The organism is Gordonia sp. PvP123 (genome assembly GCF_040547295.1).
Taxonomy (GTDB): Bacteria; Actinomycetota; Actinomycetes; order Mycobacteriales; family Mycobacteriaceae; genus Gordonia; species Gordonia terrae.
The window spans coordinates 55,249-66,961 of record NZ_JBEPPN010000011.1 but is presented as its reverse complement, the minus strand read 5'-3'; the positions used below and the strand labels follow the sequence as shown (position 1 = coordinate 66,961).

The window sequence follows — 11,713 nt, the reverse complement described above, 5'->3', positions numbered from 1 at the left end:
CTATCCCACAATCGTGGGATCACCTGGTTGGAGGACACCGTTCGGATCGTGGCGACGCCGGATGGTCTCCAGACGCATCCGCTGATCGTCGGGCCACAACGCGTCGCGCTCGGCGGACGTCCGCCCGGAGAAGTTCAGCAGGGCTCCCGACGAGTGGGCGGCCAGCGCGTCGTTCACGGCGGCGAGATGCTCACCGACCTGGTGGCCCATCGGGCCCGCGGGGACGCCGATGGCGATGACGGAGAACGCGCCGTCGCGTCCGACCACGGCGTTGGGTACACGTTGCGGCGACCGCAACCGGCCACCGAGGAGACGGACCTCGACGATGGCCAGCGGACTCGCCACCGTGGGGCCGGCGACGGCGAGCAGTGCGTCCACGGCCGATGGCGGGAAACCGGTGAGCAGGCAGCCACGCTCGGCGCTGGGCATCGGCCCGGGCGGGTCCATGTGCACGGCATCGAGTGCGGCGATCGGCAAGACGTCGATGTTCTCCAGCAGGATCGGCCCGGCCGAACGCATCGGTGCCAGCAGGGCGGCGGCGGTGGCCGGGTCGCCGGTATGCGTGTAGCGCACGTGGACGGCGAGCTGACCCTGCAGGGGCGGCGGCAGGTTGGGGTCCGGCGGGAGCCGGAGGATGGCCACCGAGGTCCCGGCCTCCTCGGGAAGGGAAGGGGCCCACTCCCGCCACGCATGTAAGACGTCGCCGGCCGCCGAACCGGCGAAGAAGATCCCGCCGCCGTAGACCGTGGGCAGATCGAACAACTCGAACTCGAGTGCGGTGACGATGCCGAAACCGTCGCGGCCGCCCAACAGCGCCCAGAACAGGTCCGAACCCGCCGACGCGTCGACTGTTCGGACGATTCCGTCGGCGGTGACGAGCTCGATCGAACGGACATGGTCGGCGGCGTAACCGAACTGCCGACCGAGGGGACTCAGGCCGCCGCCGAGGGTGTACCCGACGACGCCCACCGACGACGACGAGCCGACGAGCCCCGTGAGACCGTGGGGCGCGGTCGCGGCGGCCACGTCGCGCCACCGCACACCGGCGCCCACACGAGCGGTCCTGGTGACCGGGTCGACGCTGATCCCGGTCATCCGGGAGGTCGTGACGACGACCGTGCCCCGCCCCTCGATGGGGGAGCCGTGCCCGGTGGCGCGCGCACTGATGCGCAATCCGTTGGACCGCGCGTACCGCACGGCGGCGGCGACGTCGGCGGCGTTCGTCGCCCCGACGACCACGTCGGCTGCCGGGATCGCCGCGAGGTTGAAGCCGGACAGTTCGCCGGTGTAACCCTCGTCAGCCGGGGTCAGGACCGGCCCGGCAACCGCGGAGAGCAGGGCGTCGAAGTCGGTGGAGTCGAGAGGTTCGGAGGTGATGGACACGGTGCTTCCTTCGAGTCGGTGGTGCGCCGGGGACCGGCTGCTCCATGCGACTCAGAGTGGCTGAGGCCCTTTTGTTCCCGCCATCCCTCGAACGCGGGAACTGTCCGCGCCAGAGTTCTGGGGCAGTGCCTTCCCAGAAGTCTGGGGGTGTCGGGCGGCGACCCTGGAAACCACCCTCAGGAGGGGCGCCGTCGACGATATGTCGGCGGCGACGTTCTGACGGGTGGTTTCAGAATGTGTTTCAGGCCTGCAGTGCCCGGTACGTGGCTGCCTCGAAGTCGAGGTAGCCGTCGACCGAGGCAGGGTCGAAGAACGGGAAGACCTGCGTCGCCCAGAAGCCGCCGATGCGGGTGTGGGGATCGATCCAGAAGTAGAGGTTCGCCAGCCCGGCCCACGACTGGGACCCGGCCGGGCGGCCGGTCGGCGCGTCGGCGTCGTTGACCATGAACGGATAGGACCACGACTTCGGTGTGCCGGGGAAGAATTCGACGTCGTGGCTCAACGGCGGGATCACGCCGGGTAACCGTCGAACCGCCAAGTCGCCGATCTGATTGCGCAACGCGCCCTCGACGGTGTTCGGTCGCAGGATCTGCTCGCCGCTGTCGGAACGCCCGCCGCGCAACCACATTCGCAGCAATGTCAGATAGTCGGGGACCGTGGACCAAAGGCCTTGTCCGCCCATGTCGATTTCGGGATCGGCGGGCTGTTCCCAACGGTGGTTGGGTACCAGCTCGCCCCGTTTGCGCATGTGCAGGACGGCCCGCCTGCTGCGGGCGTCGTCGGAGAGCGCGAAACCGGTGTCGGACATGCCGAGTGGTGTGAGGACCCGGTCGTCCATCACCTCGCGGAGCCGGCGTCCGGCGACGGCCTCGATGACCTGTCCGGCCCAGTCCACTCCGGAACCGTATTCCCACTCCGTGCCGGGATCGAACAACAGTGGGGTCCGCAATGACGCCCGGGTCGCCGTGGCGACTGGGGGAACGCCGTGGTCGGCGGTGAGTCGTCGATAGGTCTCGTTGAAGAAGTCATAACCGAAACCGGCAGTGTGGGTGAGTAACTGATGTGTTGTGACATCGGAGGCGGGTGGGCGGAGGCGCGGCTGACCGTCGTCGTCGAAGCCGTCGATCACCTGTAGTTCGCCGAGCTCCGGTACGTAGGAGCGCGCGGGTGCGTGCAGGTCGAGATCACCGTCCTCGACGAGCTGGAGCGCAACGGTCGCGGTGACCGCCTTCGTCGCGGAGAACATCGCGAACACCGAGTCGACAGTCATCGGTTGTGGGTCGTCGAGGGCGCGGACTCCGGCGGCGCCCAGGAACACCGTCTCCTCGTCGGTCGTCACGCCCGCGACCACACCCGGTACTCGTGGATCGCCCTCGGTGCGCGCGGTCAGGATCGGGGTCACCTCGTCGGCGAGGCGTTCGGAACGGACTGTGCCCGCGAAGCTCATGTGCTGGTTTCTCCTCATCGAAGTGGGACATGACCGGCGCCGACGAACGTGCGAATCCGTTCGATGGCGAGGGTGAGGTCGTCGGTGGAAGCGGCGTAGGACAGCCGGACGTACCGGTCCGCGCCCGCCACGCCGAAGTCGTTGCCCGGGGTCATGGCGACGTGGGCGTCGGCGAGCACCCGGTCGCAGAACTCGGTCGACGTGAACCCCGTGGAACTCACGTCGAGGTAGACGTAGAAAGCGCCGTCGGGGATGACGGGCACCTCGAGTCCGACATCGGCCAGTCCGTCGACGACGAGCTGGCGTCGACGCGCGAACTCACGGCGGTTGTGTTCGGCGACCGCGAGGGATTCCGGGGTGAAGCAGGCCAGCGCCGCGTACTGCGACGGGGTCGGCGGGCACACATAGAAGTTCTGCGCCAGCCGTTCCATCACTCCCACGAGTTCGTCGGGGACGATGCACCAACCCAACCGCCACCCGGTCATCCCGAAGTACTTGGAGAAACTGTTGACCACCACCGTCTCCGCGACGCCGGGCGAGTCGGTGGCCAGGACACTGCGCGGCGGCCGTCCGTCCGGCGCGGGGTCGGACAACCCGAGGTAGATCTCGTCGACGATCGACCATCCGCCACGCACGGCAGCCAGATCGCACATGGCCACGAGTTCCTCGTAGGGCATCGACGTGCCGGTCGGGTTCGAGGGGGTGGCGACGATGACCCCGCGGGTGGAATCCGTCCACGCCTCCCCGACTTCGGCGGTCGTGAGCTGGAACCGGGTCGCCGGGGTGGTCGGCAGAAGCCTCACCCGCGCGCCGAACGCGTGCGCGAACTGACGGTTGCACGGATAGGAGGGATCGCCGATGAGCACCTCATCGCCCGGGTCGATCAGCGCCGCGCAGGCCATCAGGAGTGCCGCCGACGCGCCGGCGGTCACCGCGACCCGAGCCGGATCCACCGTGGCCCCGAAATGGTGGCCGTAGAAGTCCGCGATGGCCTCGCGCAATGCGGGGAGACCGAGAGCGCCGGTGTACGCGAGGGGGCGCCCGGTCGCTTCGCGGGCCGCGGCCAGAACCGCAGGCGGCGGCCCGAAGTCGGGTTCGCCGATGTTCAGCTTCACGACCGGATGACCTGCCGCCTCGAGTTCGGCCGCGCGCTTGGCGTACTCCATCGCCTGGAACGGTGCGATCCCTTCGGCGCGTCGGGAGATCCTCATGGGTCACATTGTGCGCGGCGCGGAGATCGTCGTCCGACCCGCACCCCGACGGCGCTCCTTCGGCACCGTGCGACCCCGCCGGGCAGGATGTGGGGGTGCCCATCCCCGAATTCATCCGCGATCTGCGAGCCCAGGTCGGTCACCGCGAACTCTGGCTGTCCGGCGTCAGCGTCGTCGTCCTCGACGACTCGGGGCGCGTGCTGCTCACCCGGCGCGTCGACAACGGGCAGTGGGCCGTCGTGTCCGGCGTCCTCGAGCCGGGGGAGGAGCCGGCGCGGGCCGCCCTGCGCGAGGTACGGGAGGAGACCGCGGTCACCGCCGACATCGTGCGGCTGACCAGCATCGACGTCACCCCGCTGATCACCTACCCGAACGGCGACCAGACCCGCTATCTCGACGTCTGCTTCCTCGCGCGGTACGTCGACGGTGATCCGCGCGCCGCCGACGACGAGAACTCCGACGTCGCGTGGTTCGCACCCGACGCACTGCCGTCCGACCTGACCGACACGTCCGCGCTGCGCATCGAGAAGGCACTCAGCGGCAACGCCGAGGCCTGGTTCGCTCGGTAGGGGTTCGCGCGGTAGGGGTTCCCGCGGTGGGGGCTCTCTCAGGGAAGTCCCTGAAGTTCGCCCCAGAAGTGCCCTCGACCATCGCTTTCCCGCTTCGGCGGGCGCAGACTGGGCGCATGAGCACATCGACGAACACCACCACCGGCATGACCTTCTGGAAAGTCCTGGGCGTCCTCGCGGTCGCACTGATCGCGCTGGCCGTCCTCGGCCCGCTGCTCGAGGGACTGTTCTGGATCGCCCTCATCGCACTCGCCCTCTACGGCGGCTACATGCTGTTCCGTTCGAACAAGAAGGGCACCCCGCCGACCACCTACTGAGCCCGGCCGACCGACCGGCGGACCTCTCCGCCGAACTCATCCGCCGAACAACAGGTACAGGCCGAGGAACGTGTAGAAGACCATCGTCACCATCATGGTGAGCTGCCCGGTCAGCTGGTGCTTCCGCGGTAGCAGCCGCAGTGACGCATCGTGCGCGGCGGCGACCCCCAGCAGGTGCCCGCCGAGGACGAACGCCACCTTGAGGGTCACGGTGACGGTCGGATGGTCCGACATCACGTAGACCGGATGGGCATCGCTGAGCCACAGCACGTTCCAGCTTCGCCCCAGCGGATCGCCCAGTGCGAGTACGGTCTCCTGGCCCTGCTCGACCAGCGACTGCAGGTAGTGGGCGAGGATGTAGCCGATCACGATCGGGACGAGCGAGTGCGCCATCAGGCCGGGCAGGCGGCGCCGGAGATCCGGTTGCACACCGCCGACGGCGCGGGCGGCCGTCCAGAACGTCGCCGCGACGATGCCGATGAACACCAGTAGGCCCGCGGTCGAGTAGCAGGTGGCGATCACCTGGTTGTCGCCCGCGCCCTCGGCGACGAGATCCCGCCAGAGCGGGATCGCCGAGAAACTGTCGAAGGCGGTGGAGCCGAGCAGGATCGCGAGGACCGTGACGGTACCCGGGAGCACCGGCAGCGTGGTCAGCGAGTTCATCGGACTCCGGGCGATCACCCGACCCTCGCGGTTCCGGGCGAACGGGGACAGACGCGATGCGACCGTGCTGTACACCGCGAACGGGTCGCCGCGATCAGTCCAGCGCAGTCCGAAGACGACGCCACCGGCGAAGGTGATCACGAGGTAGCAGATCAACCAGATCCGCACCGATGCCACCGAACTCGGGTCCGGAGACGCCAGTTCCAGCCAGACGAAGGCGAAGAGACCCAGCGCTGCGGGCCACCACCCGAGACGTCGCGGATAGTCCGTCAGGCCGACGACACGCGGGCCCGCGATGCCCTGCGCCAGGCGAAGGACGGTCCGGACCGGCGACAACAGCCGCCACACCGGGCCGAGGAGCGCCGACAGCACGGTCATGCCCACCCAGAGCAGGACGTAGAACGCGCCGGGCAGGGGGTTCTCGTCGGTGTCGGGCCCGAAGGCGGCGACGATGAGCCACGCGGTGAGCACCACCGCGAGTCCGCTGATCACACCGCGAACCCAGCGGTTGTCCACGGTCGTCGTCACCCACGGCGGAAGCTCACGGCCGGCGTCGGGTCGTCCGTACCGCGGTGTGCGCCAGGCGAAGGCGATGATCGCGAAAGAGATCGTCAGTGCCCACGCGCAGCCGATCAACACCGCGGTCAGCGGAACGGGCAGGTATTCCGAACCTCCTAGTCCGTGGGCGAGCAGAGTGTCAGTCGGCCTCGCGGGCGGGGTCATCGGCCTCGTTCCGGGTCGGGGGAGCGGTGGGATCCGGGTCGGTGGAGTGATCGACGCCGCCGGTGCCGGCGGCGTCACCGTCGTCCTCGTCCTCGTCCCCGCGACGGCGGTCGAGGATCGCGATCGTGACGATGACGCCCACCAGCAGGAACGCGGGGATCACGGCTGGCAGGGCCAGCACGAGCGGATGGGTGGCGAGGTGGTGGACGGCAAGGGCCGCCGCGGAACCGGTCACGGCTGCGGCTGGAGCTCTGGCTCCCGTGCGCCCGAGGTCGCCTCGCGGGCGTTCACCCGGCCGGCCCCCCAGGAGAGTGCGGCGATGAGCAGCAGCGAGCACACGAGAACCACCAGGGACGCGGCACCGAACAGCCACGACGGGTAGTCGAAGGTGCGCTCGCGCTGCAGGATCGAGATCTCCGCGGCGAACGGCTTCGTCGACGTCTGTTGCGCCGGTTCGCCTTCCGCGCCGATCGCGGGATCCGCCGGGAGGTACACGGGTACACCGGCCATGGTGGTCCCGTCCTGCACCCGCAGGATGGTCTTCCACGATCCCGACACCGGCATCGGTTCGGTGGACCGGAACCGGTTGGGACCCACCCGCTCGAGGCGGTCGATGACGATGCCGCGGTCGTTGTCGATCCCGCCCTGCCAGGACATCAGCGTCACCCATTCCGGGTCACCGCTGAGTGCGTCGGTCGGGTTGAGGAAGACCTCGGCGGTGACGTTCTGCTCGGCGGCCGCGTTGGGGCCGGCGGGGGTCAGGACGATGCGCGCGGTGGTGTCCGCGGGCACCGAGACCCGCAGCCCGTTGGCGACGGCGCCGCCGATCACCAGGACCGAGAGCACGACGGCGGTGACACTGATCCAGCGTCGGGGGAGTCGTTCGCCGACGCTGACGAGGCCGAGCAGTCCGCCGCACACTCCGGCGACGACCCCCACCGGGATGGCCATGGCCAGTGCCTCGCCCCACATTCCGGTGACCCACGGGAACGGATAGGCCGCGGCGATCCACCACGACTCGATCCAGAGCCCGAGAGTCGCGACGCCCAGACCGGCCACCGCGCCGAAGAGCACCCGGCGTTTGAGGAGGGGGGTCAGCGCGAGCAGTTCGATGACCACGGCCGCGCCCAGGTAGAGCGGGAACACGTTGATCGGTGCGCCCAGAGCCGGTCCGACGACGACGGCGACGACACCGCGCAACAGGATCGCGAACACCGCCGCGACGAGCGCCGCGCCCGGCCCCAGGCTGATCCGTGCGGCCACGAGCGCGAATGCGCCGGCGCCGGCGATCATCATGGGCTGCAGGACGAGACGGAACTGCTCGACACCGAAGTCGTATTCGATCTGGAACACCGACATCCCGATCACCAGTCCGCCGAAGGCCAAGCAGCGTACGAGCCACTGACTCCGCCCGTCCTGCGGGGCGTCGGGACCCATCGCGGCCCGTCCCTCCCGGTCGAGGATCACGACCGCGATGAGCGACAGACCCGCGCCGCCGATCAGCATCAGGTGAGTCGGCCCCCACAGTGTGACGTCCTGGCCGAAGATCCGGTGCCAGACGTCGTCGAGCGGGAATCCCAGCAACGCGTAGAAACCACAGCCGGCCAACAGGATTCCACCGACCGGCGCATACCAGTGGCGCGTGATCCGGACCGCCGAGCGGCCGGGTTTGTCGAACGGCAGGAACACCGACAGCATGCCGGAGATGAACAGCAGGAACAGGCCCACCAGGATGAAGTAGTGCGCGGGGTTCGCGAGCGGTCCCTCGTCGCGGCCATCGCCGATGTGCAGACTCACATCCCAGAGGAAGCCGAACAGGGCGCAGATGATCGTGCTGGTGAACAGGAAGATCGGCAGGGCCGCCCACGGCGGCCGGTTCACGCGGCGCGCGGCCCACTCGGACAACGTCGTCAGCCAGGTGATCTTGCGTGTGCGGTGCAGGTATCCGATCCAGAGCAGACCGATCGACACGACGGCGGCCACCGCGGACATCAGGAAGACCTGATCGAGCGCCGCCCCGCCGCCTTCGGCCGCGAGATGCAGAGGCGTGACATCGGATGTTGGCATGGTCGAAGTATGCACAACCGCACCCGGGTCTCGGAAGTGCATTGCCCAAACCGGTCATCACTCGCCCGGTGAGACCCCCTTCGCCGCCGGTCGCGGCGAATCGAGATCACGGTGATCTCGACGGCGAATCCCCGGTGACGAATCCGCGGATTCGCGCCGTGCCCTCGCCCGCGCACGATTCACCGGGCCGCTGTCGGCACATATTCGATCGGACACACCGCGGATTTCGGTGACAGACTCCGCCGGTGTGACCGCGGGCGAGCGGTCACACCCGGCAGGTCATCCGACGGGGAGGCAGGACGACGTCGAGCAGATCTCCGCGGGCAATTGGATCTCGGGGAGTCCGGGAATGTTCGGCAGCCCCGGGATGGTCGGCAGACCGGGGGCGGCCGGGGCGTCGGGTTTCGGCGCCGGGGGTGTCGCCGCGCCGCCCGGCACGGTCACCCGGATCGGCTCGGCGACCGTCGGGGTCGTTCCCGTCACCGGTGGGTTGGTGCCCCAGAACTCCTCGGCTGCCCCGGTGCCCGGCGGCAGGGTGATCGTGGTGCAGCCCCAGTAGATGTCGTATGCACCGTCCGGGATCGTCGTCGTTCCGGTCGGGGCAGGCGGTGTGCCCTGAGAAATCCGCAGCGGCAACGACTTCGACGATCCGGTGGTGATCAGCGCGCCCAGCTCCTCGGGGGTCTGGTATCCGAAGACGACGTTGGTCGGGGCGCCGCCTGCCGGGACCCCGACGATCTCGCAGCCGATGCGTTTCGCGGAATTGTTCGTGACCGTCAGCGTGACGGTGCTGCCGGACACGGAGGCCGTCGCGGTGACATCGGTCGGCGCGGTGACATCGGTCGGCGCGGCCTCGGCTGCGGGCGTGTGGGCCGCGCCGAAGGCCGCTGCGGCGCAGACCGCCAGGCCGGCGGTGACCTTTCGGACTCGGATACTCATACGGTTGTCCTTCCACGTGGGAATTCTGCGGGTCGGTGCGCACGAGAGTTCGCACGTCGCCGAATTCGAGGCTTTGTTTCGATGATCGTTTCTCATCCAATTCCGAATACGGATATCGAATTCACCGAAATAACCCATCAATACTCTCGACGCGAACATTGTCACAGATTCGGAGAATTCTCGCAGAATGGGCTCGCCAGGTTCGCCGGACCCCATCTCGACCGCGGCACTTCGGATCGAGGACTCCCGACGGGGCGACCTCCGGCGGACGGGGTTCCGATTACGCCCGGTGGCCTCGGCGTCGGCTCGGTAATCTGACTCGCGACGCACGACGACCGAGCAGACCGGGGACATCATGCCGACGGTGATCGCGACCATCAGCCTCAAGGGCGGGGTCGGGAAAACCACGCTCACCGGAGCGCTCGCCGATTTTCTCGCCGGCGTCTTCGGTAAGAAGGTCCTTCTCGTCGACCTGGACGCGCAGACGAACCTGACGACCATGATGATCGGGCAGGAGCGCTGGCTCGCGTGCAATGCGCGACGGCAGACCGTCGCGACACTGTTCGCCGACGTACTCGACGGCACCCGGGACTTCGATCTCGAGAGCAGCGTGCAGCGCGACGTCTCGACCGTCAGCGGACTGACCGGGATCGACCTGCTGCCGTCCTCGCTGGACCTCATCGAACTGGCCGAGGAGCTGAGCGCCCATCGGGTCGCGGCCGACGATCACCTGGCGGCCGTCGAGGTCTTGGGAAACGTCCTCGACCCGGTTGCCGGCAGGTACGACTACATCCTCATCGACTGCCCGCCCAACGTCGGACCGTTCAGTCTCAACGGCCTGGCCATGGCCGGCGGGTACCTGATCCCGACGATCCCCGATGTGTTGTCCACGTACGCGATCCCACACGTCCAGCGGCAGGTCGCCGGTTTCGGCGCCGAACTGGGGCGCGACATCGTCGAGTTGGGGGTCGTGATCACCAAGTACCGTGCCGGATCGGGCCTCCACCAGGACACGGTGCGGCGACTCCGTCGGGACCCCACCATCCAGAACGTCTTACCCGCCTACGTGCACGAGGCCAACGCGATCGGTGCGGCCGCCGAGTTCGCGTCGTGGCCCAGCGTGCACGCGAAGTACGGCTACCACGGGCACTACGAGCAGCTCCGCGACCTCACCCGCGCGGTCATGGTCGAGGCCGACGCCAAACTCCCCGTGACCACGGCGGGTTCCCGCGCCCATTCGATCAACTGACGCCGAACCGCAGCTCAGGCGTCTAAATTCATCTCAGCCGCCGACCGGTGGCACCTCGTCGACTCCTCAGGAGACCTCCCATCATGCGCAAAGTGCACATCACTTCGGTTCTCGGCGCCGCGGCACTGGCCGTAGCCCTCACCGCATGCGGTTCCGACGACTCGGCGTCGGGTGGCACCGACGCGGAGGCCACGGTGACCGTCGACGGCAAGGAGCTGGAACTGGCGGACAAGACGGTCGGTTGCACGGATTCCGCAGGGAAGGTGACCATCGGAATCGGTTCGGGCTCGGGCTCGGGTATCGGCGTGGTCCTGACCTCGGGTGACTCCCCCGAGGTCGAATCGGTGGGTCTGGGTTCGCTCGACGGGGTGACACTTGGCTACCAGAAGGGTGCGGGCGGGGGGAGCGCCGATGTCACCAAAGACGGTGACACCTACACGGTGAGCGGCGAGGCGTCCGGTATCGACCTGGCGAACCCGACCGAACAGGTCACGAAGTCCTACGAGATCAAGGTGACCTGCCCCTGAGCCGGGTTCCCGGCCCCCGGGTCTCGATCCGGTGACGGGTCCGGTCTCGATGTGTACACATTTCACGCGGAGGCTGTTTCAACCGCTGCACGCCTGGGTACGTTCCGATTTGTAGCGATTCGAGGGATCTTCGCGATCCCAAACGATTCGCACAACGGATCAACGACGAACCTCAGGAGGTAGACATGCTGGGAATTGGCATCATCGCGTGGATCATCATCGGTGGACTGGCCGGCTGGATCGCCAGCAAGATCATGAAGACCGACGCACAGCAGGGGATCATCCTCAACATCGTGGTCGGCGTCATCGGCGGCCTCCTCGGTGGCTGGTTGCTGACCCTGTTCGGGGTCGACGTCGAGGGCGGAGGGTGGATCTTCAGCTTCATCACCTGCCTGGCCGGTGCGTGCATCTTGCTGTTCCTCGTCAAGCTGGTGACCGGGCGCGGCCGTACCCGCGTCTAGAGGTCTCTTCGGACCCGTACAGCCCGACTCCGCCCCGGCGCCGACATCTCGGCGCCGGGGCGGAGTCGTGTCCGCAGGAGATCGGCCGACCCAGCGCATGTGCGTACGTTGGATTGGGTACGAGGACAAGGCGACGGCCCAAATGAGCAACCGAAAG

Annotated in this window: 12 protein-coding genes; 5 read left to right on the top strand and 7 right to left on the bottom strand. The window is 68.3% G+C overall.

Features of this window, described 5'->3' with window-relative positions; genetic code table 11:
• The 3 genes from ABIC25_RS20550 to ABIC25_RS20540 form a co-directional block, all read right to left on the bottom strand.
• A complete protein-coding gene (locus tag ABIC25_RS20550) occupies positions 1 to 1,383 on the bottom strand; it encodes an FAD-binding oxidoreductase (protein ID WP_239404075.1) in 1,383 nt (460 codons plus the stop codon).
• A gap of 241 nt (positions 1,384 to 1,624) precedes the next feature.
• A complete protein-coding gene (gene acmB, locus ABIC25_RS20545) occupies positions 1,625 to 2,830 on the bottom strand; it encodes a methyl acetate hydrolase AcmB (protein ID WP_354562924.1) in 1,206 nt (401 codons plus the stop codon).
• A 14-nt stretch (positions 2,831 to 2,844) separates the two neighbouring features.
• Positions 2,845 to 4,041, bottom strand: a complete 1,197-nt coding sequence (locus ABIC25_RS20540; RefSeq protein ID WP_354562922.1) for a pyridoxal phosphate-dependent aminotransferase — start codon at positions 4,039 to 4,041, stop codon at positions 2,845 to 2,847.
• 95 nt (positions 4,042 to 4,136) lie between these two features.
• On the opposite strand from ABIC25_RS20540, the gene ABIC25_RS20535 reads away from it, so the two are divergent.
• Both ABIC25_RS20535 and ABIC25_RS20530 read left to right on the top strand, forming a co-directional pair.
• Positions 4,137 to 4,610: an NUDIX hydrolase gene (locus tag ABIC25_RS20535; RefSeq protein WP_004023470.1), complete on the top strand. Its 474-nt coding sequence runs from the start codon at positions 4,137 to 4,139 to the stop codon at positions 4,608 to 4,610.
• Between the two features lie 116 nt (positions 4,611 to 4,726).
• The gene (locus ABIC25_RS20530) at positions 4,727 to 4,927 is read left to right on the top strand and encodes a hypothetical protein (protein ID WP_354562921.1); all 201 of its coding nucleotides are present in this window, start codon (positions 4,727 to 4,729) and stop codon (positions 4,925 to 4,927) included.
• Positions 4,928 to 4,963: 36 nt separating this feature from the next.
• Here ABIC25_RS20530 and ABIC25_RS20525 read toward each other — a convergent pair whose 3' ends face one another.
• The 4 genes from ABIC25_RS20525 to ABIC25_RS20510 form a co-directional block, all read right to left on the bottom strand.
• Positions 4,964 to 6,313, bottom strand: a complete 1,350-nt coding sequence (locus ABIC25_RS20525) for a hypothetical protein (RefSeq protein ID WP_354562919.1) — start codon at positions 6,311 to 6,313, stop codon at positions 4,964 to 4,966.
• Positions 6,288 to 6,548 carry a hypothetical protein gene (locus tag ABIC25_RS20520; protein ID WP_004023467.1) on the bottom strand — a complete coding sequence of 87 codons (261 nt, stop codon included), beginning with the start codon at positions 6,546 to 6,548 and terminating at the stop codon, positions 6,288 to 6,290. The genes ABIC25_RS20525 and ABIC25_RS20520 overlap by 26 nt, the downstream gene beginning before the upstream one ends.
• Positions 6,545 to 8,380 carry a hypothetical protein gene (locus tag ABIC25_RS20515; protein ID WP_354562918.1) on the bottom strand — a complete coding sequence of 612 codons (1,836 nt, stop codon included), beginning with the start codon at positions 8,378 to 8,380 and terminating at the stop codon, positions 6,545 to 6,547. Before ABIC25_RS20515 ends, ABIC25_RS20520 begins: the two co-directional genes overlap by 4 nt.
• A 279-nt stretch (positions 8,381 to 8,659) precedes the next feature.
• Positions 8,660 to 9,319, bottom strand: a complete 660-nt coding sequence (locus ABIC25_RS20510; RefSeq protein WP_354562916.1) for a hypothetical protein — start codon at positions 9,317 to 9,319, stop codon at positions 8,660 to 8,662.
• Between the two features lie 355 nt (positions 9,320 to 9,674).
• On the opposite strand from ABIC25_RS20510, the gene ABIC25_RS20505 reads away from it, so the two are divergent.
• The 3 genes from ABIC25_RS20505 (at position 9,675) to ABIC25_RS20495 (ending at position 11,556) form a co-directional block, all read left to right on the top strand.
• Positions 9,675 to 10,568 carry a ParA family protein gene (locus tag ABIC25_RS20505; protein WP_354562914.1) on the top strand — a complete coding sequence of 298 codons (894 nt, stop codon included), beginning with the start codon at positions 9,675 to 9,677 and terminating at the stop codon, positions 10,566 to 10,568.
• Between the two features lie 83 nt (positions 10,569 to 10,651).
• A complete protein-coding gene (locus ABIC25_RS20500) occupies positions 10,652 to 11,095 on the top strand; it encodes a lipoprotein LpqH (protein ID WP_239404083.1) in 444 nt (147 codons plus the stop codon).
• A gap of 185 nt (positions 11,096 to 11,280) precedes the next feature.
• Entirely contained in the window at positions 11,281 to 11,556 is a 276-nt protein-coding gene (locus ABIC25_RS20495; protein WP_004023462.1) for a GlsB/YeaQ/YmgE family stress response membrane protein, read from the top strand.
• Positions 11,557 to 11,713 lie beyond the last annotated feature (157 nt).

Excerpts from the sequence above, each read along its gene's own strand:
- acmB (WP_354562924.1), bottom strand. The coding sequence starts at position 2,830 with ATGAGCTTCGCGGGCACAGTCCGTTCCGAACGCCTCGCCGACGAGGTG.
- ABIC25_RS20540 (WP_354562922.1), bottom strand. The coding sequence starts at position 4,041 with ATGAGGATCTCCCGACGCGCCGAAGGGATCGCACCGTTCCAGGCGATG.
- ABIC25_RS20530 (WP_354562921.1), top strand. The coding sequence starts at position 4,727 with ATGAGCACATCGACGAACACCACCACCGGCATGACCTTCTGGAAAGTC.
- ABIC25_RS20525 (WP_354562919.1), bottom strand. The coding sequence starts at position 6,313 with ATGACCCCGCCCGCGAGGCCGACTGACACTCTGCTCGCCCACGGACTA.
- ABIC25_RS20515 (WP_354562918.1), bottom strand. The coding sequence starts at position 8,380 with ATGCCAACATCCGATGTCACGCCTCTGCATCTCGCGGCCGAAGGCGGC.
- ABIC25_RS20510 (WP_354562916.1), bottom strand. The coding sequence starts at position 9,319 with ATGAGTATCCGAGTCCGAAAGGTCACCGCCGGCCTGGCGGTCTGCGCC.
- ABIC25_RS20505 (WP_354562914.1), top strand. The coding sequence starts at position 9,675 with ATGCCGACGGTGATCGCGACCATCAGCCTCAAGGGCGGGGTCGGGAAA.
- ABIC25_RS20500 (WP_239404083.1), top strand. The coding sequence starts at position 10,652 with ATGCGCAAAGTGCACATCACTTCGGTTCTCGGCGCCGCGGCACTGGCC.
- ABIC25_RS20495 (WP_004023462.1), top strand. The coding sequence starts at position 11,281 with ATGCTGGGAATTGGCATCATCGCGTGGATCATCATCGGTGGACTGGCC.